The sequence below is a fragment of the Streptomyces sp. NPDC032472 genome (assembly GCF_040636955.1).
Lineage (GTDB): Bacteria > Actinomycetota > Actinomycetes > Streptomycetales > Streptomycetaceae > Streptomyces.
Window position 1 is genome coordinate 1 of record NZ_JBEZVK010000031.1, and the last position, 22,251, is coordinate 22,251.

A 22,251-nucleotide genomic window follows, 5' to 3' on the forward strand; every position below is an offset into this window, starting at 1 on the left:
TCGGCTGGGGCGGGACGCGCCAGCCCCTGGCCCAGCTGCGGGCCGGGGGCTGCGCCCGGCCTTGCTGGGGCTCCGCCCCAGACCCCGCGCCTCAAACGCCGGCGAGGCTGGATGTGCCGGACCCCCGTCACAGGGGTCGGCGGAGCCGGGATTCCTGGGGCTCCGCCCCAGACCCCGCGCCTCAAACGCCGGCGAGGCTGGAATTGCCGACCCCTCGGCTTCGAAAGGGAAGGCGGGGCTGTGGGCCGGTAGGTCCCGTGCCGCTCTGAGGGGGGCAGGGGCGGAGTCGGCAGGGCCTGGGGCTCAGGTGTCGGTGGGGGTGGGTTGGGCCGGTTGTCGGCGGCCGCTGGTGGTGGCGTGGTACTGGAGGTCCTGGACGGTGGTCGTGCCCTCCACCGGGTAGGGCAGCTCCGCCGCGGCGCCGACCTCCCCGTCGCGGACGACGACCGCCGAGCTGGTCCCCGGGCGCAGCGGCAGCAGCGCGGAGTGGACTCCGCCCGGGGCCTCGTACGCCTCCTCGGCCGGGCCCGTCCGCGTGCGTACGGTCGCCCGGGCGGTCAGGAAGCTGAGCACCTCCACCGTGTCGCGGGACGCGGCGCTGCCCTTGCGCAGGGACATCCGCAGCGACTGGCCGCCGGTGGGGGCGGCGGCCGCGAACTGGGTGCGGGAGGACATGTACAAGGTGTCCCGGACGATCCGCGGCCAGCTGCCGGTCTTGAACCGGGTGAGGTAGTACGAGGTGAGGTCGAGGTAGGCGTGGCCGTTGTGCAGGGAGGGCGCGAACTGGCTGCCTTCGGAGTAGTCGTTCCAGGTGGTCAGCTGGACCCAGTCGGCGCCGTCGTCGATGGCGTGGTTCCAGGTGGCGCGCAGGGTGGCGGTGTTGCCGGCCTCGTCGTAGACGCCCTGGTTGGGGCGGGCGTCCTGGACGGACACCGGCTGCATCCAGATCCTGCCCGCGGCGTGCGTCCGCTGCGCGTTGCGGGTGGCGCCGTCCTGGCCGGTGTAGCTGCGCGAGCCCCACTCGGAGAAGCCGTGGCTGATCGGCGCGAACCGGGCGTGGTGGGCCTCGAAGTCGAGGAACGTCGGGACGAGGGCGGTACGGATGCCGTGCCGGGACTGCATCAGGTCCGCGAACCTCTGCCACCAGGCCGGGTCCTTCGCCTCCGCCTTGAACGGGGAGACGACGAGCCGGCCGTCGCCGAGGCGGTGGGCGGCCGGCGCCCTGCCGAGGGCGGCGACGGCGTCGGCGAGCACGGCCGGGTCGTCGGTGGTCAGGGAGGTCATGTCCGGCATCAGCATGACCGTGAAGGCGGGGTCGACGGAACGGGCGGCCTGGAGCAGCAGGTTGGCCCGCTGCCAGTGCGGGCCGGACAGGGACAGCAGGTCGAGGGTGAACCCGTCGAGGCCGGCTGCGCGGGCGGTGCGCACCTCCTGGCGGAGGTTGGCCAGTTCCCAGTCGCCGCCCTTGGGCCGGACGGGCAGCGGCCGGTCGCGCAGCAGGCCGCCGTAGCTGCGGTGCTTGCCGTTCTCGCCGGCGGGGTCGAGGTAGTGGCGGGTGTAGTAGTCCTCGTCGGCCCTCGCGTTGTCGAGGGAGAGCGGGTACGGAGTGAAGTAGTGGGCGAACACCAGCTTCCGGCCGGGTCCGGCGGCGGCGCGCAGTGCGGTCGGTTCGGGCAGGTCGAACGGCAGGGCGTCCGCAGGCCGTTGGTCGGCGGTGTCGCCCGCGTCCGGGGCGGCGGGGCCGGGGGCGGCGCCGGTGTCCGGGCCGGCGGACCGGGGCCCGCCGGTGCGGGGCGCGGCGCCGGCTCCCCGCCCCGAGCCGGCGGTGAAGGGGTCCCCGGCGATGCCGGTGGCGGCGCAGACCCCGAGGAGGAACACCGCCAGGAGCAAGGTCACCAGGGGCCGGCCGTGAAAGCCGCGGCGGCGCCGGTGCGCGGCCCGTTTCGTCTGCGTCCGGTCCGCCGTCATCGCCGCCGCCTCCCCCTCGAACGTGCCCCGCGTACCGGGCCGAAGAGCAGTAGAGCCGATGAGCGGCTGCCGGACAACCGCGGCACGTACGGCGCGCGGTGCAGCGTAGCCGCGTCCGCCGCCCTGCCGGGGCTAACTTGACATGCATGGCGATGACCGTCGTGCGGCGCAGCCGCGGTCCGTTCCCGACGCTGCGCAAACGCATGCGCAACTCCTTCCTCTTCGTTCCGTTCGCGGGGCTGCTGCTGGGCTGGTTACTGGCCACGGCGGTCGTGCAGACCGACACGTTCATCCACGACCTCGACGCGCGGTGGACCGCCGTCGACCTCGCCGACCTGTGGTTCCTGCGGACCGCTGCGGACCTCGGGGCCTCGGCCAAGGGCGCGGTCACGTCGATGAGCTCGGCGATGCTGACGTTCATCGGCGTTGTCTTCTCGATCACCCTCGTGGCGCTGCAGATGGCCGCCGGCCAGTTCTCGCCGCGCGTCCTGCGGCTGTACGTCGAGAGCCGGGTCACGAAGCTGACCCTTGCGGTGTTCCTGTGCACCTTCCTCTACACGCTGCGGCTCCAGAAGGAGTACACGGCTTCGGCCGGTGCGGCCGATGCCGTGGTGCCGTACGTGGGCGCTTCGCTCGCCATGGGCTTCGTGGTGCTCAGCCTCGTGCTGTTCGTCGTCTACGTGCACTCCACCATCCGGCTGATGCGGGTCACGTACGTCATGGACCACGTCGGTGAGGAGAGCCTCGCGCTGATCCGCGAGAGCGCCGAGCCGACGCTGCCGGGGCAGGACGGCGAACCGGAGGCCGATCCGCCGCCGGATCCGGGCGGCAGCGTGGTGCTGCACGTCTGGCGGCCCGGCGTGCTGCAGGCCGTGGACGTGGAGCGGCTGGTGGCGCTGGCCGAGCGCGCCGGGCTGGTGCTGCACCTGATCCCGCGGATCGGGGACTTCCTGGTGCCGTACACGCCGCTGTTCCGGGTCACCGGCGGGCCGACGCCGTCGGACGACGCGCTGCAGGCGGCACTGGACATCGGGGCGGAGCGCACCACCGAGCAGGACCTCTCGTTCGGGATCCGCCAGCTCGCGGACATCGCGGCCCGCGCCCTGTCGCCGGCGGTCAACGACCCCACCACGGCGGTGCAGTCGCTGGACCGGATCCAGGTGCTGCTGACCGCGCTGGCGGGGCAGCCGCTGGGGCGGGCCCACCACCGCGGCCGGGGCGGCGCGGTGCGGCTGGTGGAGACGCTGCCGAGCTGGCCGGAGCTGCTGGACCTGGCTCTCACCGAGATCCGGGACTACGGGGTGGGGTCGGTGCAGGTCACCCGGCGGATCGCGGCCTGCCTGGACGATCTGGAGCAGCTCGCCCCGCCGGAGCGGCGGGAGCCGGTCCGGCGCCATCGGGACCTGCTGGAGGAGGCCGTGTGGACGGCCGCGCCGAGTCCGCTGCGCGCGGCGTTCGCGCTGCAGCCTGATCGGCAGGGCATCGGCTGAGCGGTGTCCCGTGCGGGGCGGGCGGTGGGGGCGGTGCGGTGGGCGGTGATACGGAATGTGCCATTCCCCTGGTCCTGTCGCGGTGCTGGCGCATAATCGTCGCTACGCGGCGCGAAGGAACCCTGGGCCGCGCCATGGACACGCATGCAATGGGGGGCATCGTGCCGATGAGGGAACCGGGGCGCGCCGGAACGCTGCCGGCGACGTCCGCCGAGCTGTCCCGACTGCTCACCGCCGTGCGGCGCGGCCGGGTGCTCACCGTCACCGGGCGGTTCCGGGAACCGCGGAGCCTGCTGGTGCGGGAGATCGCTGCGCGGCTGTCGTCGAACTTCTGCGACGGAGTGGCCGTCGTGGCCCTCGACCGGGCCTTCGGGGTGCGGGAGCTGACGGCTGCGCTGGGGTGTGTGCCGGGGTGTGGGACGGCGAACGCCGTGTCCTGGCTGGCCGAGCGGGACATCCTGCTGGTCCTGGACGGGGCCGACCTGCTGACCCCTGCCGCGAGGGCCTGGCTCCGCGGCCTGCTCGACGCGGCCCCCGGCGTCCGCATCCTGGCCGCCGGGCGCCTCCCCCTGTGCCTCCCCGCGGAACGCGTCCACCGCCTGTAACGGCTGCCCGGCGAAGCCGGGTCCCTTGGGGCCCGGCCCCAAACCCCGCGCCTCAAACGCCGGCGGGGCTGAATTTGCCCACCGCTTCGAAAGCGAAGCCTGGGCCCGGCAAAACCAGCCTCGCCGGCGATTGAGGCGCGGGTCCGGGCAGAGCCCGGTACCCGGCGGAGCCGGGTTGCCTGGAGCTCCGCCCCAAACCCCGCGCCTCAAACGCCGGCGGGGCTGGAATGGCCCGGCTGAGGAAGCCGGCAGGGGATGAAGTGGCCGGGGTCAGCTGCGGAGGCGGGACAGGAAGCGTTTCAGGGGTGGGGGTGGGGGCGGGGCCGGGCGGCGGGACTGGAGTTGGGTCCAGACGCCGGCCGGGCAGCGGCCCTGGGGGCGGGACTTGAGGAACCTCCGGTACGGCACCACCCGCGGCTCCCGCCCGATCTCCACCCAGTGCGCCCGGCCGGACACCTTGTCCCAGCCGTCGTTCGGGATCCGGATGTGGTCGCGGCGCCCGTCCTTGTCCTTGCTGGTGATCTGGGCGACGCGGGCGGCGCCGGAGCCGATGTCCAGCACCACGCAGTAGTGCCGCAGCTGCCGCTCGGGGTCCTCCCGCAGCGGCACCATGGCCAGCCACACCTCGCCGGGCAGCGGCCGCGCCCCGCGCCGCCTGTCCCACCCCCGCACGCCCAGGTGGACGACGAGCGCGGCCAGCCCCGCGGCGGCGCCCTCGGCCGTGGCCCGTACGTTCCCCGGCTGCCCCGCCACCCGTGCCTCGACGGCGAGGACGGCGCAGGCGGCCACGGCGAGCAGGACCGCCGTCCGGACGAGGAAGAGCCACCACACGAACCGCGCGCCCCGCCCGGCGACGGCGGCCAGGACGAGGGCCATCGCGACGGGGACGCCGTACAGCAGGGTCCACCTCTCAGGCCCCGTCACCGACACGCCGCCCAGGTCCGGCAGGACGGCCGGCAGCGACAGCAGGCAGCCCGCGAGGGCCACGGCACCGCCCGTCAGCAGACGGCCCCCGCGGGACCTCTCGTCGCGACGCCGACGTGCCACCCGGTCTCCCCCCACGACCCCCGGCGGCACGCTAACGCAACTGCAACTGCTGCGCCAGTGCTCACAGTTGGCGGTCGTGGTGGTCGTCGTGGTCGTCGCGGTCGTTCGGCTGCTGCCACTCGTCGACCGGCAGGCCCAGGACCACCTCGTCGACGAAGGCCCCCGACACCCAGGCCGAGCGCCTCAGGGTCCCCTCCAGGGTGAATCCGGCCCGCCGGGCGGCGCCGATCATCGCGGTGTTGTCGGCGAGGGTGTCCACCTGGAGCCGGTGCAGCCCGCGCACGGTGAACCCGTAGTGGCACAGCAGCTGCACGACCTCCGCGCCGATCCCCCGGCCTCGGCTGCCGGGGCGCAGCGAGATGCCGAGGTGGGCGCTGCGGTTGTGGGTGTCGATGCCCCACAGCAGGGCCTCTCCCGCGAGCTCGCCGGAGGCGCGGTCGACGACGGAGAACACCGCCGCGTGGTCGGCCGGGGCCGCGGACTCGTACGGGGAGTGCCCGCCGTCGGCGGGCAGCGGCCGCCACGGCCGCGAGTCGGCGCGCGAGCGGGTCGGCACGTCCTCGTACAGCTCGGCGTGGAGTACGGCGACGTCGTCGGCGTGCCGGGCGCGCAGCCCGGCCAGTCGTCCCTGGATCACCGGGTCTTCGTAACCCCGCGCGGGCACCGGCCGCAAGCGGGTTTCCGATGCGGACACGGGTCCGCCCCGGCCGGCGGCTGCCGACCGGGGCGGAACCCCTGACCTGTGCTGCGGGTCCTTACGCCAGGGTCGCGATCGCCTGGTTGAAGGTCGCGGACGGGCGCATGACGGCCGCGGCCTTGGCCGGGTCGGGCTGGTAGTAGCCGCCGATCTCGGCCGGGGAGCCCTGGACCGCGATCAGCTCGGCGACGATGTTCTGCTCCTGCTCGGCCAGGGTCTTCGCGAGCGGGGCGAACGCGGACGCCAGCGCGGCGTCGTCGCTCTGCGCGGCCAGCTCCTGGGCCCAGTACAGGGCCAGGTAGAAGTGGCTGCCGCGGTTGTCGATGCCGCCGACGCGGCGGGTCGGCGACTTGTCCTCGTTGAGGAAGGTGCCGGTCGCGCGGTCGAGGGTGTCGGCCAGCACCTGGGCGCGGGCGTTGCCCGTGGTGGTGGCGAGGTGCTCGAAGCTGGCCGCGAGGGCGAAGAACTCGCCCAGGCTGTCCCAGCGCAGGTAGTTCTCCTTGACCAGCTGCTGGACGTGCTTCGGGGCGGAGCCACCGGCGCCCGTCTCGAAGAGGCCGCCGCCCGCCATCAGCGGGACGACCGACAGCATCTTGGCGCTGGTGCCCAGCTCCAGGATCGGGAAGAGGTCGGTCAGGTAGTCGCGCAGGACGTTGCCGGTGACCGAGATGGTGTCCTCGCCGCGGCGGATGCGCTCCAGGGAGAACTTGGTGGCCTCGACCGGGGAGAGGACCTTGATGGTCAGGCCCTCGGTGTCGTGGTCGGCGAGGTAGGTGTTGACCTTGGCGATCAGCTGCGCGTCGTGGGCGCGGGTCTCGTCGAGCCAGAAGACGGCCGGGGCGCCGGTGGCGCGGGCGCGGGTGACGGCGAGCTTGACCCAGTCCTGGATCGGCAGGTCCTTGGTCTGGCAGGCGCGGAAGATGTCGCCCTCGGACACCTCCTGCTCCAGGACGGTATTGCCGGCGGCGTCGACCAGGCGGACCGTGCCGGCGGCGGCGATCTCGAAGGTCTTGTCGTGGGAGCCGTACTCCTCGGCCTTCTGCGCCATCAGGCCGACGTTCGGGACGGAGCCCATGGTGGACGGGTCGAAGGCGCCGTGGGCGCGGCAGTCCTCGATGACGGCCTGGTACACGCCGGAGTAGCTGCTGTCCGGGAGGACGGCGAGGGTGTCGGCCTCCTGGCCGTCCGGGCCCCACATGTGGCCGGAGGTGCGGATCATGGCCGGCATGGAGGCGTCGACGATGACGTCGGACGGGACGTGCAGGTTGGTGATGCCCTTGTCCGAGTCGACCATGGCCAGGGCCGGGCCCTCGGCGAGCTCGGCGTCGAAGGAGGCCTTGATCTCGGCGCCGAGGCCGTGCGGGATGGACTCCAGGCCGTTCAGGATCGCGCCGAGGCCGTCGTTCGGGGACAGGCCGGCGGCGACCAGGACCTCGCCGTACTTGGCGAAGGTCTGCGGGAAGAAGGCGCGCACGACGTGGCCGAAGACGATCGGGTCGGAGACCTTCATCATCGTGGCCTTGAGGTGCACGGAGAACAGCACGTCCTCGGCCTTGGCGCGGGCGACCTGCTCGGAGAGGAAGGTGCGCAGGGCGTCGACGCGCATGACGGAGGCGTCGACGACCTCGCCGGCCAGGACCGGTACGGACTCGCGCAGCACGGTGACGGCGCCGTCGGCGGCGACGTGCTCGATGCGCAGGGCGCCGGCCTCGGCGATGACGGCGGACTTCTCGGTGGACCGGAAGTCGTTCTCGCCCATCGTGGCCACGTTGGTCTTGGACTCGGAGGTCCAGGCGCCCATGCGGTGCGGGTGGGCCTTGGCGTAGTTCTTCACCGAGCCGGGGGCGCGGCGGTCGGAGTTGCCCTCGCGCAGGACCGGGTTGACGGCGCTGCCCTTGACCTTGTCGTAGCGGGCGCGGATCTCGCGCTCCTCGTCGGTCTTCGGGTCGTCCGGGTAGTCCGGGAGCGCGTAGCCCTGGCCCTGGAGCTCGGCGATCGCGGCCTTCAGCTGCGGGATCGAGGCCGAGATGTTGGGCAGCTTGATGATGTTGGCTTCCGGCGTCTTCGCCAGCTCGCCGAGCTCGGCGAGGGCGTCGGCGATGCGCTGGCCCTCCTCGAGGTGCTCCGGGAAGCTGGCGATGATGCGACCGGCCAGGGAGATGTCACGGGTCTCGACATTCACACCGGCCGTCGACGCGTAGGCCTGGATCACAGGCAGGAAGGAATACGTCGCGAGGGCCGGGGCCTCGTCAGTGTGCGTGTAGATGATGGTCGAGTCAGTCACCGGATGCTCCGCTCCACAGTCTGCGTCTCTCGTCTGCAACATTGCTCGACATCAAGATATCTCGTGATCGGGCCCATCTGGACAGCCCCTGCCGACAAGCCGGACGAGACGCGTGTCACCCTGCGTGGCGGGTGGGGGCGGGCAAGAGTCGGCCGGGAACGGCGCGAGCGCCGCACCGGCTGTTTCCAGCCGGTGCGGCGCTCGGGCGCTGCGGCGTGCCTGCGGGCGGCAGATCAGGCCTGGACGGCCTTCGGGTTCGGGCCGTACTGGTTCGGCTGCGGCTGACCCTCGGTCGCGAGGAGGACGAGCAGCCAGATGCCGCCGACCAGGGGGACGAGGCCGATGAAGTACCACCAGCCGGACTTGCCGAGGTCGTGCAGGCGGCGCACGGTGAGGGCGATGGTCGGGACGAGGACGGCCAGGAAGTACAGGCCGTACAGGATCCCGCTGGCGCCGATGATGCTGTCGACGATCAGGACCACGATCGCGGCGGCCATGTTGAGCAGGAAGAACATCCAGAACTCCTGCCGGCGGGCGCGGCCGGAGAAGACGGCGTACTTCTTCAAAACGTCGGTGTAGTGGTGCACGAGTCCCCCCTGAGGACGGTTCGACGGCCCGTCCTGCTGGAGCAAGCCGGGGCAGAACTTATGCCCCGCTTACGTGGCGGTCAAGCCACTTCACAACCCGCCCGAAGGCCCGCTTTCACAGGCTTCCGCGGCGAAACACATCCCTATCGGGCGCCACTTGGGACCCACGGGTGGTCCGTTGTCACACAACGTGACGAAATACGGGTGACGGGAGGCCTCAGACGAGGCGCGGGAGCCGATTTGTGCCGTTCGACGTGCGCGACTTCCCCGGTATGAGGGGAGTTGTGACCGGCGCGGCCGAGGGGTCGGGACACACATCGTTACGGCTCTGCGACTTCGCAGGCATCAACCCGTGCCCTTGGACGCGCCGGTTCCGGCCAGGACGCCCCGCGGCGGCGGCTGGCCGATGCGGTAGGAGTCGCCGTAGACCTTCCATTCGAGCGGGGTGTCGAGGGTGAGGTTGCCCTTCTTCAGGAAGACCCGCTGGGCGGTGTCCACGCGGCTGGTGTCGCTGTGGGCCTCCTCCTGCTTCATGGCCCAGACGCGGGCGTCGAGGAAGGCGTTCAGCCATGCGGTCTCGCTGCCGCCCTGCGCGGGGGGCTTGGCCTTGGACAGGGCCCGCTTGCGGATGTTGCGGAAGGAGGTGGAGTCGGAGCCGTCGCCGTGCATGACGATGGCGTCGTAGTAGACGAACTGGCCGAGGACGCCGACCCCGTCGGACTTGCCCTGCTTGACGGCGGGGTTGAAGTACACCCGGTCGCGCTCGTGGTCCTGGGCCTTCCTGAACTCGGGGTCCTGGGCGGCCTTCGTCCAGTCCTTGGTGAAGTTCGGGTCGAGGCCGGCGTGCGAGTCGCTGCCGTTGACCTTGCGCAGGGCCGGGAGGTACTTGGCGAGGACGTTGCCCGGCTTGGCCTGGGTGTAGTACTCGACGAGGTCGAGCATGTCGCCGGTGCCGGAACAGAAGCCGATGATGCCGGCGGTGTAGCCGCGGCCGTCGCCTATGTCCTCGATGTACTTGTACTGGGCCTTCCAGTCCAGCGAGGAGTTCTCCGCGCTGGAGACGATCTGCATCGCGATGTCCTTCTTCGCCGGGTCGTCGAGCCCGACGGCCTTGGTGCGCACGGCACTTGCCGCCGCTGCGTCCGCCACTGGGGCTGCGGTGGCGTGGACGGTGAGCAGCGGTGCGGCGAGGAGGACGCCGCCCAATAGGGCGGCGCCGATCGCGGTCTTCGTGCGGGGAAGGGTGAACACAAGGCCTCCAGGGGTGAGTTGAGGCTCGGGCGCTTCGTTAGGAAACTTTACTACTGGGATTTGCGCCGCCTCAAGCCCCTGCGATCGGCCTCAGCCCCACCGGAATTCGGCCGTCCGCAGCAGAACGGGGGCGAAGTGCCGCGCACTTCGCCCCCGTTCCGACTACGGGAGGGAGGTCAGATCAGACGCTCGGTCGCCGGACGCTCCGTCATCCGCCCTCTCACAGCCAGCCGTTGCGGCGGAAGCCGCGGTGGATGGCGAAGCAGGCCAGGCCCATCACGCCGAGCACGACGGGATAGCCGTACGTCCAGTGCAGCTCCGGCATGTGGTCGAAGTTCATGCCGTAGACCCCGCAGACCATGGTCGGCACGGCGACGATCGCCGCCCACGCCGTGATCTTGCGCATGTCCTCGTTCTGCGCGACGGTCACCTGGGCGAGGTGCGCCTGGAGGATGGAGTCCAGGAGGGCGTCGTACGCGTTGATCTGGTCGGTCGCCCGGGTCAGGTGGTCGGCGACGTCGCGGAAGTAGGCGCGGGCCTCCGCCGGGATCGCCTGTATCGGCTGCGTGGCCAGCTGCTCCAGCGGCCGGCCCAGCGGGGCCACCGCGCGGCGCAGCTCCAGCAGTTCGCGCTTGAGCTGGTAGATGCGGCCCGCGTCGCCGCGGCCGCCGGACTCGCTGAACACGGCGGTCTCGACGGCGTCTATGTCGCTCTGCACCGCGTCGGTGACGGCGACGTAGTCGTCGACGACGTGGTCGGCGATCGCGTGCAGGACGGCCGCCGGGCCCTTGGCCAGTTGCTCCGGGGCCGCCTCCAGGCTCTCGCGGACCGGGCCGAGCGTGCCGCGGCCGCCGTGGCGGATGGTGATGACGAAGTCCTCGCCGGTGAAGGCCATCAGTTCGCCGGTCTCCACCACCTCGCTGGTGGCGGTGAGTTCCTCGTGCTCGACGTAGCGCACGGTCTTGAAGACGGCGAACAGTATGTCGTCGTACCGCTCCACCTTGGGGCGCTGGTGCGCGTGCACGGCGTCCTCGACGGCGAGCGGGTGCAGCCCGAACAGCTGCGCGAGGCCGGCGAGCTCCTCCTGCGAGGGCTCGTGCAGGCCGATCCAGACGAACCCGTCGCCGGTCTTGCGGACCCGCCGCAGCGCCTCCTCGACCTCGGCGCAGCCGTCCTGGCGTACGCCGTCCTCGTAGACGATGCAGTTGACCACGGCGCTGCCGAGCGGGGAGCGGGCCGGGTGGCTGAGGTCTACGGCCCGCCGGTAGCCGCGGCGCACGGCCCGGCGCAGGTTGCTGAACATGGACAACGGTGTGACTTCCCTTCGGCGGATCACCGGCCAGTCTGCCACCGCCACCGGCCGGCCCCCCGCCGCCCCTGGTCCGGCCCCGCCGCGACCGGGCCTTCGCCCCGCCGGCTTTTGCGCCCCCGAGATGCAGGCCGCCTGCCTCTGGACGGGGGTCCGGCCAATTCGCCTCGCCGGCGTTTGAGTGGAGGTCCCCCGGACGAAGTCCGGGGCCAGGGTCCGGGCGCAGCCCGGTGCCCGGCGGAGCCGGGTTCCTCGGGGCTCCGCCCCAAACCCCGCGCCTCAAACGCCGGCGAGGCTGGAATGGCCGGACCCCGGCTTCGAAGGCCGGCGGGGCCGAGATGGCCGGGCCCGGCTGCGAAGGCCGACGGGGTGGGGGTTGCTGGGGCTGCGGCCCAAACCCGCGCCTCAAACGCCGGCGAGGCTGAATTTGCCGGACCTCGGCTTCGAAGGTCGGTGGAGCGTCAGGCGCGGTCGACGAAGACGCTGGTGGACTTGACGCGGGCCACGGCGCGGGCGCCGACCTCCAGGCCCAGCTCCTCCACCGCCTCGCGGGTCAGGAGCGACACCACGCGGTGGGGTCCGGCCTGGATCTCGACCTGGGCCGCGACGTCGCCGAGCGTGACCGCGGTGACGATGCCCGGGAAGGCGTTGCGCGCCGAGGTGTACGGGGCCTCCTCGCCGTCGCCGCCGCCCTCCTGCGCGACCTCCACGCAGAACGCGGCCAGGTCCGGCCCGTCCACCATCCGCCGGGTGCCCTCCCGGCGGGTGGGGAAGCGTTCGGCGTCCGCCCAGCGGCGGGCCGTGTCGACGCTCACGCCGAGCAGCCGCGCCGCCTGGCCGATCGTGTAGGAGTCCATGCCCGCAGCTTACGGGGACCCCGGCGGCAGCAGGGCCTCGGCCGCCGCGGCGGCGACCACCTCGGCCACCGTCGACAGCGCCGGCGAGTCGAGCTTCCACTGCTGCCAGTACAGCGGGACGTCCAGCGGCCGCCGCGGCACGAGCAGTTCCAGCCCACCGGAACGGAGCAGCGGCGCGGCCTGCGGCTCCGGCACCAGCCCCCAGCCCAGGCCGGCGGCGACCGCGTCGCAGAACCCCTCCGAGGTGGGCACGTGGTGGCGCAGGGGCCCGGCGCCGGCCCCGGCGTCGCCCTCCCCCGTCAGCGCCCGGACGAAGGTGTCCTGCAGCACGTCCCGCCGGTCGAACACGATCACCGGTGCCTCGCGCAGCGCCCGCGGCAGACCGCCCCGGCCGCTCAGGTGCCGGGCGGCGAACCCCGGGCTCGCGACCGGCAGGTAGCGCGCCAGGCCCAGCCGGCGCACGGTGCATCCCGCCACCGGATCGGGTGAGGAGGTGACCGCCGCCATCACCTGGCCCTCGCGCAGCAGGGCCGTCGTGTGGGACTCGTCCTCGCGGTGCAGCTCGAACAAGACCGGCGGGTCCTGCGGCACCCGGGTCAGCGCGGGCAGGAACCAGGTGGCGAGCGAGTCGGCGTTGACGGCGATGGGCAGCCGCACCGGGCCGCCCGCCTCCTGCGCCATGCCGAGCTCGGCCCGCGCATCGCGTTCGAGGCGGGCCAGCTGCCGGGCGAAGCGGACGACCACCTGCCCGGACTCGGTGGCCCGCACCGGCTTGGTCCGCATCAGCAGGACCCGCCCGGTCCGCTGTTCGAGGGCCTTGACCCGCTGGCTGACGGCGGAGGGCGTCACGTGCAACGCGGCCGCGGCGGCGTCGAAGGTGCCTTCGTCCACCACCGCGAGCAGGGTCCGCACCTGGTCCAGAGGAAGCTCGTCCATCACAAATGCTAAGGGTACGTAAAAATCCTTAGCTGTACTGCGCCGCAGGCGGCTCATATGGTCGAACGCATGACCAACGGCATCATCACGGCGGCTCTCGCCGGCTTCGGCACCGGACTCTCCCTCATCGTCGCCATCGGGGCGCAGAACGCGTTCGTCCTGCGGCAGGGGGCGCGCCGCCACGCCGTCCTCGCCGTGGTCGCCATCTGCGCCGTCTCCGACGCGGTCCTCATCGCCCTCGGCGTCGCCGGCGTCGGCGCCTTCGTCACCGCCTGGCCGGCCGCCCTCACCGCCGTCGGCATCGCGGGCGGCGGCTTCCTGGTCTGCTACGGGGTGCTCGCCGCCCGGCGGGTGCTGCGTCCGACCCCGGGGGCCGCCCTGGAGACCGAGGGGGCCGCGGCGGCCTCGCGCCGGCGGGCCGTGCTGACCTGTCTGGCCATGACCTGGCTCAACCCGCACGTCTACCTGGACACCGTCCTGCTGCTGGGCTCGCTGGCCGCCGACCGCGGCGACCTGCGCTGGGCCTTCGGCATCGGCGCCGGACTGGCCAGCCTGACCTGGTTCAGCACCTTGGGCTACGGGGCCCGGCTGCTCAGCGGTGTGCTGGCGCGCCCCGCGGCCTGGCGGGTGCTCGACGGCTTCGTCGCGGCGACCATGGTCACGATGGGCGGAATGCTGCTGGCGGGCGCCTGACCGCGGGGGCGGTACGGTCGCTGCGGGGCTCCGGCCCAGCCACCCCCGCCCCCCGCCCCTCGCCGTACGTCCCCGGGAGCACGCCGTGACCGACCGTCCCGCCCGTCCCGCCCCCGCCGGGGCCCCGGGCCCGCTGGTGGCCGTCTGCGCGATCGTCATGGACCCGGCCGGGCGGGTGCTCGTGCCGGCCGGCGCCGAGGGGGCGGAGGCGGACCTTCCGGGCGGCTTCCTCGCGGGCGCCGAGACACCGGAGCAGGGGCTGGACCGCATCCTGGAGGAGCTGCTGGGCCCGGGCGTGCCGCCCGCCGGCCGGCTTCTCGTCGTGGACTCGCTGCCTGCGGCGGAGCCGGGCGGGCGCGCCTGCGTGGTCCACGTCCATCTGGTCGGGCTGGCCGGGCCGCTGCCGCCGGAACTGCCCGCGGCAGGGCGCGGGCTCGCGCCGCAGGAGGCGTACGGGGTGCTGCCGAAGCGGGCCGCGGCCCGGCTGCGGGCCGGGCTGGCCGCGCTGAACGCCGGCACCGTCGCCCACCTCATCGGCGGGTTCCCGCACACCGGGTCTCCGGCCGGCCTGGACCCGGTGCACCGGGCGGCGCTGGAGCACGCCGGGGCCCTGGACTCCGCGAGCCACCGGGCGGTCCGGCCCAAGGCGCTGACCGCGGCGAGCGTGGTGTTCACCGACGCGGCGGGCCGGGTCCTGCTGGTGGAGCCCTCGTACGGGCGGCCGGGCCGGTGGAACCTGCCGGGCGGCGGCATCGACAGCGACCTCGGCGAGACCCCGCGCGAGGCGGCCCGCCGCGAGGTCCGCGAGGAGCTCGGCCTGGAGCTGGAGCCGGGCCGCCTCCTCGGCGTGAACTGGTCCCACAAGCCCGGCCGGCCGGCCCGGATCCGCTTCCTGTACGACGGCGGGGTACTGGCGGCCGACACCCTCGCCCGGATCCGGCTGTCCCCGATCGAGCTGCTGCGCTGGCGCGCCGCGGCCCCCGACGAGTTGCGCAACCTGGTCAAGCCCTCGCTGCGGCGGCAGATCAAGGCGTGCCTGCGGGCCCGGGACCGGGGCACGGGCCCGCTGGAGCTGCACGCCGGGCGCCCGGCACCGGCCGGAGCCGTCGCCGAGGACACGGCCGCGGCCGCGGTGAAGAAGCGCTCCGGGTAGCGGGAGCGGGCGTCGGCGCTGGTCCATCCGGGCGGCATCGTGGCGTGGCGCGCGGGCGGCGGGCCCGACTCACGCATCGTCGAACCGGAGCGCAGCCGCGCCCGCACCCACTCTCGCCTGTGAGGACGAGCGTTACCCCTGGAGCGACGGCCATGTCCGCAGAACCGACCGGTCCGGCCCCCGGACCAACCTTCGGCCCCACCACCGGCCCCGGACCGGCAGCCGCCGGGGCCCAGGCCCCGCCCGATCCGCGCCGCTGGTGGATCCTCGCCGTGATCGGGCTCGCCCAGCTCATGGTCGTCCTCGACGCCACCATCGTGAACATCGCGCTGCCCTCCATCCAGGACGACCTCGGCTTCTCCGACCAGCAGCGTCAGTGGGTGGTGACGGCGTACGCCATCGCCTTCGGCAGTCTGCTGCTGCTCGGCGGGCGGCTCGCCGACCTGATCGGCCGCCGCCGGGCCTTCCTGATCGGGCAGCTCGGCTTCGCCGCGGCCTCCGCCCTCGGCGGCGCGGCGGCCACCTTCGGCGTCCTGGTCACGGCGCGGGCGCTGCAGGGCGTGTTCGCGGCACTGCTGGCCCCGGCCGCGCTGTCGCTGCTGACCACGACGTTCTCCTCGCCCGCCGAACGCGGCAAGGCCTTCGGGGTGTTCGGGTCGCTCGCCGCCTCCGGGGGCGCGGTGGGGCTGCTGCTCGGCGGCGTCCTCACCGAGCACCTGAGCTGGCGTTCGACCCTGTACGTGAACGTGCTGTTCGCCGGCGTCGCCACCGCGGGCGGGACGCTGCTGTTGCACCGCCAGGCCCCGGCCGCCCCGCCGAAGCTGGACCTGCCGGGCACCGTACTGGGCTCGTCGGGGCTGTTCTGCCTGGTCTACGGCCTGGCGACGGCCGGCCCCCACGGCTGGGAGGGGACGGAGGCGATGGGCTTCCTCTTCACCGGCGCCGCGCTGCTCGCCGCGTTCACCTGGTGGCAGCGCCGCAGCCCGCACCCGCTGCTGCCGCTGCGGATCGTGCTCGACCGGGTCCGGGCCACGGCCCTGGCGTCCGTGTTCATCACGGGCGTGGGCATGTTCGGGGTGTTCCTCTTCCTCACCTACTACCTGCAGCACACCCGCGGCTACAGCCCGGCCCACACCGGCCTGGCCTTCATGCCGATGTCCGGATGCACCATGATCAGCGCGATCGGCAGCAACATGGGCCTGCTCGGCAAGGTGGGCGGGCGCCCGCGCATCGTCACCGGGATGGTGCTCGCGGCCTGCGGGATGACGTGGATGACGAACCTGTCGGCGACGGGCCCGTACGTGGTCGACGTCCTGCCGGGGCAAGTGCTCACGGGCCTGGGCATGGGGCTGATCACCGCGGCCGCCATGAACCTGGGCACGGCGGGCATCGACCCGCGCGACGCCGGGGTGGGTTCGGCGACGGTGAACGCCATGCGGCAGATCGGCGGCTCCGTGGGCACGGCGCTGATGAGCACCCTGGCCGCCGTGGCGGTGAGCCGCTTCCTGGCAGGCCGGCAGCCCGCGCCGGAGCTTCTGGCGCGGGCTGCTCTGGAGGGGTACCACACCGTCTTCACGGCCTCGGCGGCGATCTTCAGCGCCGGGGCCGTGCTGACGATGCTCCTGCTGCCCGGCGGCCTGTCGACGGAGCGCACGCACGGCGCTCCCCCGGGCCGCCGGCCCTCGGCTGACTGAGGGTCAGGGGCGGCGCTGCGGCCGCGCGGGGGCGGACTGCTTCGACGGCTTGGCGGCGGTGGTGGACGGCTTGGCAGCCGAGACCGACGGCTTGGCGCCCGACGTCGACGGCTTGGAGGCGGAGACGGCGGAGGCGGGGGCCGCCGGCTTCGCGGGGGTGGAGTTGGACGGCGCCGCCGGGGTGGAGGTGGAGGGGGCCGCGGGGGCGGCGCCCTCGGTGACCGCCGCCATCGAGCAGTTCGCCACCGAGCTGCGCACCCGGTCGCCGGTCGAGTAGTGCTTCAGCTTGCAGGAGTTGGCGCCGAGGCCGCCGTCGACCTGGCCGTAGCCGGGGCCGATCGTCAGGACGGAGTCGCTCTGACCGCGGACGGTGTCGTTGCCCGGGCCGCCCTGGACGATGCCCGCGGACTCCGCGCCCACCGACTTCGGCTCGATGATGTCGGCCTGGCTGCCGCCGAGGATCCGGCCGCCGAGGTCGACGTTGCCCGTGCGGATGAAGTCGCTGCCGTCGTTGCCGAAGACCTGGCCGCCGCCGCGCTGGTACTCGCCGGGCTCGCCGAGCACGCTGCCGGTGGTGATGTTGTCGTCGCCGTGGTCGCCGTAGACGGTGGCCCCGTGCTCGGCCGTGCCCACGACGAGGGCGGTGATGATGGTGTCGTTGCCGGACCCGCCGCGCACCGAGGAGTTGCCGTTGCGCGGGTAGAGGTTGTTGACCTGGAGCGTGTCGTCGCCCTCGCCGCCGAGGACCTGGGAGTCGACGAGCATGCCCTTGACGCGGATGTTGTCGTTGCCGCCGCCGCCGTAGATGATCGTGTTCTCGACGTCGTTCTCGCACAGGATGACGTCGGGGCCCGAGGTGCCCTTCACCCGGTCACCGGGCGGGGCCTCGACCCCGTTGACGTAGCACCAGTGGGACGGCAGCGCATCGGCGGCGCGTGCCGGGCCTGCGGCGAGCGAGGCGGCGGCCGCGACCGTGCCGGCCAGGGCGTACGTCGCGGTGCGGAGTTTGCGGCGGGTGCACAGCATGAATTCTTCTCCCGAGCATGAGGGTGGGTTGAGTGGGGTGTGGCGTGTGGTGTGGGGCGCGTGCCGGTGCGGCAGGCGCGGTGGCGGTCAGGACAGCCCGTGGCGCAGGGGCGTGAGCTGTTCGATGTCGTAACGGGACCGCAGTTCGAGGATCGCGGCGGGATCCGGGGTGGTGCCCGCGTCGAGCAGGGCAAGGAGCTCCTCGAAGTACCGCTCGTGATCGGGTGGCGGTGAGGCCTGGAAGAACATGCGGGCCGGCTCGCCGGTGGGGTTCGCGAAGGCGTGCGGGCAGCCGGGCGGAACCACGATCACGGTTCCGGGGCCGGCCCGCACGACCTGGCGTCCGTCCAGCGACTCCCAGTGTCGCCAGTTGTCGCCGCTGCGCACGCGCGGCTCGAAGGCCATGACGTCGAGTTCACCCTCCAGGACGTAGAAGAGCTCCTCGCTGCGCATGTGCCGGTGGGCGCCCACGTCGAATCCGGGCGGGACGACCACCTCGAAACTGGAGGCCACCGAGGAGTGCTCCCCGGTGACCTTGAACGTGACCTGCTGGGCCTCGGTGTGCAGGGTGCGGCCGTGGCCCGGCGGCACGAGCAGGCCGTCGCGGGCGACGTGCGCGGTCATGACCAGGTCACCGGCAGGCCTTCGGGACCGCGGATGAGAGCGCCGGGCCGCCAGCGCAGTTCGTTGGTGGGCACCGTGAAGCGCAGGTCCCGGAACCGGTCGAGGAGCGCGTCCACGAGCAGTTCGGATTCGAGGCGGGCGAGCATGGCGCCGGGGCAGAAGTGGGGCCCGTACCCGAAGGAGACGTGCGGGTTCGGGCTGCGGTCCAGGTGCAGTTCGTCCGGATCGGGGAAGACGTCCGCGTCGCGGTTGGCGGCGAGGTAGGAGATGTAGACCGCTTCGCCGGCGCGGATGCGCTGGCCGGCGATGGTGACGTCCTCCAGGGCGATCCTGGAGAGCCCGACCGCGTTGCGGTGCGGGATGTAGCGCAGGAGCTCGTTCAGCCCCGAGGGGCGCAGCGCGGGCTTGCTGCGCATCTGCTCCATCAGGTCCGGCCGGGTGAGCAGGATGTAGACCATGTTGCCCACGTTGTTGGTGACGGCCTCGCCGCCGATCTGGATGAGCAGGCCCAGGCCGGTGGCCTCCTCCAAGGTGACCTCGCCGTCGCGGACGGCCTGGTCGAGGAGGCCGATGACGCTGTCGTCGTGGGCGACGGTCCCGGAGCCCAGGCGGGCGCCGAGGTAGGCGAGCGCCTCGTTCTTGGCCTGTTCGCTGCGTTCGGCGCCCTGGGCCGAGGACAGGATCAGGGTGGTCCATTCGTGGACCATCGGCCGGTCCTCCTCGGGGACGCCCATCAGCTCGCAGACCACGGCGAGCGGGAAGGGGGCGAGGAGTCGTTCGGTCAAGTCCGCGGGCGGCCCGTCCTCGAGGATCCGGTCGACCATCGCGTCGAGCATCTCCTTGGCCCGGGTGCGCAGCCGCTCCACCCCGGTGGTGGTGAAGGCGGCGGCGACCGTGCGGCGCAGGCGGGTGTGGTCGGGAGGGTCCTCGAAGCCGACGGCTCCCGGCGCGGGGATGAAGTGGGGGGCCAGCCGGGTGACGTCGTGCTCGGCGACCAGCTTGCGGCTGAAGCGCGGGTCGTTGGCCACCATCCGCACGTCGTCGTACCGGCAGACGAGCCAGGCCCATCCGGAACCGTTGGGAAGCCGGATCCGGGTGACCGGCCCCGCCTGCATCAGACCGGCGAGGACGGGGTCGAAGTCGACCCCGTCCAGGGCCGGAGTGGGCCAGTGCGTGATGGGTGGCCGTGCGGTTGCGGGGCCGTCCTTCAGCATGGTTCGGATTCCTCCCTCACCCGGTTCCTCGTTCCGAGGTCCAGCTGCCCAGTGAGATCTCAGCGGTGATGCCCGGGCCGAAGCCGGCCAGCAGGCCCTTCGCGGCGTCGGCGGTGCCGTTCTCGTCGAAGAGTCGGCGCAGCGCGTCCAGGACGACGGCGCTGGCGATGTTGCCGTACTCGGTCAGTGTGGCCCGACTGAAGCGGAATGCCTCGGGTGCCACACCGAGGTACTTGCTGAGGTCATCCAGGATGCGGGGGCCGCCGGCGTGGATGATGTAGAAGTCCAAGGCCGCGGCGTCCCAGCCGTGGGCCTTTGCCAGCTGCTTGAGCGAGGGGGCGAGCGGCTCCATGGTGCCCGGAACCCGTCGGTCGAGCTTGAAGTGGAACCCGGTCGACTTGACGTCGTACATGATCCAGTCCTCTGTCTGGGGGATGATGTACGAGCTGTTGCGGTGCAGTTCCATGCCGGTGCCGCCGCGGCCGCGGACGACCGCGGCCCCCACTCCGTCGCCGAACAGGCCGTTGGAGAGCAGGTTGCCGACTTCGAGGTCGGTCGGCTGGTAGCACAGCGAGCAGAGCTCGCAGGACACGATCAGCGCGTTCGCCTCGGGGTAGGCGGTGCAGAAGTCGTGGGCCCGGTTGACCGCCGCGCCGCCCGCCGCGCAGCCCAGCTGGGCGATGGGCAGCTGCCGGGTGTCCGTGCGGAAGCCCATCGCGTTGATCATCCAGGCGGTCAGCGACGGCATCATGAAGCCGGTGCACGACACGTAGATGATCATGTCGATGTCCTTGGCCCGCAGCTGGGCGTCCTCGAGCGCCTGCCGGACCACCGCAGGGACCCGGGCCTTGGCCTCGGCCTCGTACACGGTGTTGCGCGATTCGAAACCCGGGTGCTTGAGCGTCTCCTCGATGGGTTGCACGATGTGCCGCTTCGCGACGCCGGTGTTCCGGATCAGGCGCAGTGCCAGGTCGAGCTGCGGATGGTCAGCGTGGACGGACCGGGCCAGGTCGAGGGTCTGCTCCATCGTGATCACGTGCTCGGGCACGGACACCGTTGGCCTGCACAGAGTCGCCATGGGTGGCTCTCCTTTCGTGTCTGACACAGCCTCACGGACCTGCGGCCGAAGCGCGCGCGGGACTACGGCGTTGGGGGAGATGGGCCAATCCGGTGACGCTGCGCTGGGGAGGCAGCGACGCGTGTGGCGAGCGGGAAGGGATGGGTCTGCCGATTTCCCCGCGGAAGCCGACTTCCCCGCGGAAACGCACCTGGGGGGTGACATCCACGCAGGGAGATGAACCATGACGTCAGAACCGCGCACGGCTCCGGGACCCGGTACGCAGGCGGACCCGGACGAACCGGTGCACGTTTGGAGCCTGGACGACTTCGAGGGCCTGGACTTCGACCCGTTCCTCCACGACCGGCTGAAGGACGGACGGGCCACCCGTGTGCAGCTGCCGTTCGGCCAGGGCAGCGCCTGGCTGATGGCGCGCTACGCCGACGTCAAGGCGGCCACGACCGACCCGCGTTTCAGCAGGTCGGAGCTGGTCGGCCGGTCGGTGACCGCCTCCTCCCCGCATGCGATCGCCTCGCAGAAGGCGTCCTTGAACTACGCCGACCCGCCGCGCCTGAACGACATGCGGCGCGTGGTGGCCCGCGCCTTCACCGGCAAGGCCATGAAGAATCTGCAGCCGACGGTGCAGCGGACCCTCGACGGCCTGCTGGACACGATGGAACGCCACGGCTCGCCGGCGGACCTCGTGGAACACCTGCACGGCCCGCTCCCGCTCGCGGCCGTGGCCGACCTGCTGGGCATGCCGCAGGAGATGCGGGCGGACATGACCTCCTGGGCGAACGTGGCCATGACGCCGGGCCCGGCCCCCGCGCAGAGCGTCGACGCCCTCAAGACGGTCCGCGAAACCGTCGTCGCGCTGCTCGACATGCGCCGCAAGAAGCACAGCGACGACCTCGCCGGAGTGCTCACCGCCGCCGCGGAGGCCGGCGAGATCACCGACGACGAGGCCGTCTCTCTCGCCACCGCCATTCTGGTGAGCGGTGCGCACGCGGTCCGCAACAACAGCGCCAACATGGTCTACGCGCTGCTCACCCATCCGCAGCACCTTCAGCGGCTGCGTGCCGAGCCGGAGCTGATCCCGCAGGCGGTCGACGAGCTGCTGCGCTTCATCCCGCACCGCAGCGGTGTGGGCCTGCCGAGGATCGCGACGCGGGACCTCGAGATCGCCGGCGTCACGATCAAGGCCGGGGAGGCGGTCTACTCCTCGTACCTCGCGGCCAACCGCGACCCCGAGGTCTTCCCGAACCCGGACACGCTCGACTTCGACCGGGGCCCCATCGCCCACATGGCCTTCGGCAACGGCCCGCACCACTGCGTCGGCTCGATGCTGGCCCGGATGGAGTCCGAGCTCATGCTCAGGACGCTGCTGGAGCGCTACCCGCGCCTCGCCCTGGCCGTCCCGCCGGAGCAGGTCGAATGGCAGCGCGGCGGGCTGATCCGCGGCCCCAAGACCCTGCCGGTGTCCTGGTGACGGGCCGCCACCGGATACACGTGGTCCGGGGCACGCCGGACCACATAGAACTGGCGGCCCTCACGGCCGCCCTGCTGATGCTGGCGCGCGCGTCCGAGGTGGGCGGGGCGCCCCGCCCCAGGCGGCACCGCCGCGCCCACTGGGACCGCAACCTGCCGTCCGTCGTCCACCATCCGGCGCATTCGTGGCGCGCCCGCCCGGCCTCGCCCTTCACCCACTGAGGGGAAGGGGAGGCCGGGCGGGGGGGAGAGGGAGTCCGGCGGCGGCTCG

20 protein-coding genes are annotated in these 22,251 nt (G+C 72.8%); 7 read left to right on the forward strand and 13 right to left on the reverse strand.

The features are described from left to right. Window positions 1-303 precede the first annotated feature (303 nt). Window positions 304-1,968, reverse strand: coding sequence for a glycoside hydrolase family 71 protein (locus AB0F11_RS21570; RefSeq protein ID WP_362176034.1), 1,665 nt, complete (start codon window positions 1,966-1,968; stop codon window positions 304-306). A 146-nt stretch (window positions 1,969-2,114) separates the two neighbouring features. Between AB0F11_RS21570 and AB0F11_RS21575 the strand changes: the two genes are divergently transcribed. Both AB0F11_RS21575 and AB0F11_RS21580 read left to right on the forward strand, forming a co-directional pair. After that, window positions 2,115-3,458, forward strand: coding sequence for a DUF2254 domain-containing protein (locus tag AB0F11_RS21575; RefSeq protein ID WP_362176037.1), 1,344 nt, complete (start codon window positions 2,115-2,117; stop codon window positions 3,456-3,458). 134 nt (window positions 3,459-3,592) lie between these two features. Continuing rightward, a complete protein-coding gene (locus tag AB0F11_RS21580) occupies window positions 3,593-4,063 on the forward strand; it encodes a hypothetical protein (RefSeq protein ID WP_362176040.1) in 471 nt (156 codons plus the stop codon). A 270-nt stretch (window positions 4,064-4,333) separates the two neighbouring features. Here AB0F11_RS21580 and AB0F11_RS21585 read toward each other — a convergent pair whose 3' ends face one another. From AB0F11_RS21585 to AB0F11_RS21620, 8 genes are all read right to left on the reverse strand, one after another. Next, window positions 4,334-5,110 carry a hypothetical protein gene (locus AB0F11_RS21585; RefSeq protein WP_362176043.1) on the reverse strand — a complete coding sequence of 259 codons (777 nt, stop codon included), beginning with the start codon at window positions 5,108-5,110 and terminating at the stop codon, window positions 4,334-4,336. Between the two features lie 61 nt (window positions 5,111-5,171). Then, a complete protein-coding gene (locus AB0F11_RS21590) occupies window positions 5,172-5,747 on the reverse strand; it encodes a GNAT family protein (RefSeq protein WP_362176046.1) in 576 nt (191 codons plus the stop codon). Between the two features lie 118 nt (window positions 5,748-5,865). After that, the gene (locus AB0F11_RS21595; RefSeq protein ID WP_362176049.1) at window positions 5,866-8,091 is read right to left on the reverse strand and encodes an NADP-dependent isocitrate dehydrogenase; all 2,226 of its coding nucleotides are present in this window, start codon (window positions 8,089-8,091) and stop codon (window positions 5,866-5,868) included. 233 nt (window positions 8,092-8,324) lie between these two features. Then, entirely contained in the window at window positions 8,325-8,678 is a 354-nt protein-coding gene (locus AB0F11_RS21600) for a DUF805 domain-containing protein (RefSeq protein WP_362176052.1), read from the reverse strand. Window positions 8,679-9,023: 345 nt separating this feature from the next. Then, window positions 9,024-9,827 carry a chitosanase gene (locus AB0F11_RS21605; protein WP_362176243.1) on the reverse strand — a complete coding sequence of 268 codons (804 nt, stop codon included), beginning with the start codon at window positions 9,825-9,827 and terminating at the stop codon, window positions 9,024-9,026. A 322-nt stretch (window positions 9,828-10,149) separates the two neighbouring features. Next, the gene (gene corA, locus AB0F11_RS21610; RefSeq protein ID WP_362176055.1) at window positions 10,150-11,232 is read right to left on the reverse strand and encodes a magnesium/cobalt transporter CorA; all 1,083 of its coding nucleotides are present in this window, start codon (window positions 11,230-11,232) and stop codon (window positions 10,150-10,152) included. Between the two features lie 467 nt (window positions 11,233-11,699). Continuing rightward, on the reverse strand, window positions 11,700-12,095 hold the full coding sequence (locus tag AB0F11_RS21615) for a TOBE domain-containing protein (protein ID WP_362176058.1): 396 nt from the start codon (window positions 12,093-12,095) through the stop codon (window positions 11,700-11,702). Between the two features lie 9 nt (window positions 12,096-12,104). Continuing rightward, window positions 12,105-13,031 carry a LysR family transcriptional regulator ArgP gene (locus tag AB0F11_RS21620; RefSeq protein ID WP_362176061.1) on the reverse strand — a complete coding sequence of 309 codons (927 nt, stop codon included), beginning with the start codon at window positions 13,029-13,031 and terminating at the stop codon, window positions 12,105-12,107. A 69-nt stretch (window positions 13,032-13,100) separates the two neighbouring features. Here AB0F11_RS21620 and AB0F11_RS21625 point away from each other — a divergent pair, with 69 nt between their 5' ends. From AB0F11_RS21625 to AB0F11_RS21635, 3 genes are all read left to right on the forward strand, one after another. Then, the gene (locus tag AB0F11_RS21625; RefSeq protein WP_362176064.1) at window positions 13,101-13,724 is read left to right on the forward strand and encodes a LysE/ArgO family amino acid transporter; all 624 of its coding nucleotides are present in this window, start codon (window positions 13,101-13,103) and stop codon (window positions 13,722-13,724) included. 85 nt (window positions 13,725-13,809) lie between these two features. Continuing rightward, entirely contained in the window at window positions 13,810-14,877 is a 1,068-nt protein-coding gene (locus AB0F11_RS21630) for an NUDIX domain-containing protein (RefSeq protein ID WP_362176066.1), read from the forward strand. Window positions 14,878-15,029: 152 nt separating this feature from the next. Then, window positions 15,030-16,571: an MFS transporter gene (locus AB0F11_RS21635; protein ID WP_362176069.1), complete on the forward strand. Its 1,542-nt coding sequence runs from the start codon at window positions 15,030-15,032 to the stop codon at window positions 16,569-16,571. A gap of 3 nt (window positions 16,572-16,574) precedes the next feature. Here AB0F11_RS21635 and AB0F11_RS21640 read toward each other — a convergent pair whose 3' ends face one another. The 4 genes from AB0F11_RS21640 to AB0F11_RS21655 all read right to left on the reverse strand — a co-directional run bounded on the left by AB0F11_RS21640 (window position 16,575) and on the right by AB0F11_RS21655 (window position 20,513). Beyond that, a complete protein-coding gene (locus AB0F11_RS21640; RefSeq protein ID WP_362176072.1) occupies window positions 16,575-17,597 on the reverse strand; it encodes a hypothetical protein in 1,023 nt (340 codons plus the stop codon). An 87-nt stretch (window positions 17,598-17,684) separates the two neighbouring features. Further along, window positions 17,685-18,221, reverse strand: coding sequence for a cupin domain-containing protein (locus AB0F11_RS21645; RefSeq protein ID WP_362176074.1), 537 nt, complete (start codon window positions 18,219-18,221; stop codon window positions 17,685-17,687). Beyond that, a complete protein-coding gene (locus AB0F11_RS21650) occupies window positions 18,218-19,435 on the reverse strand; it encodes a cytochrome P450 (RefSeq protein ID WP_362176077.1) in 1,218 nt (405 codons plus the stop codon). The genes AB0F11_RS21645 and AB0F11_RS21650 overlap by 4 nt, the downstream gene beginning before the upstream one ends. A 16-nt stretch (window positions 19,436-19,451) precedes the next feature. Then, complete coding sequence (locus AB0F11_RS21655; RefSeq protein ID WP_362176079.1) at window positions 19,452-20,513, reverse strand: type III polyketide synthase; 1,062 nt, start codon at window positions 20,511-20,513, stop codon at window positions 19,452-19,454. A 223-nt stretch (window positions 20,514-20,736) separates the two neighbouring features. Here AB0F11_RS21655 and AB0F11_RS21660 point away from each other — a divergent pair, with 223 nt between their 5' ends. Together AB0F11_RS21660 and AB0F11_RS21665 are read left to right on the forward strand one after the other, a co-directional pair. After that, window positions 20,737-21,981 (forward strand): cytochrome P450, encoded by a 1,245-nt coding sequence (locus tag AB0F11_RS21660; RefSeq protein WP_362176082.1) that lies wholly within the window; start codon window positions 20,737-20,739, stop codon window positions 21,979-21,981. Continuing rightward, window positions 21,978-22,202, forward strand: coding sequence for an acyl-CoA carboxylase epsilon subunit (locus AB0F11_RS21665; RefSeq protein WP_362176085.1), 225 nt, complete (start codon window positions 21,978-21,980; stop codon window positions 22,200-22,202). The genes AB0F11_RS21660 and AB0F11_RS21665 overlap by 4 nt, the downstream gene beginning before the upstream one ends. Window positions 22,203-22,251: the final 49 nt, after the last annotated feature.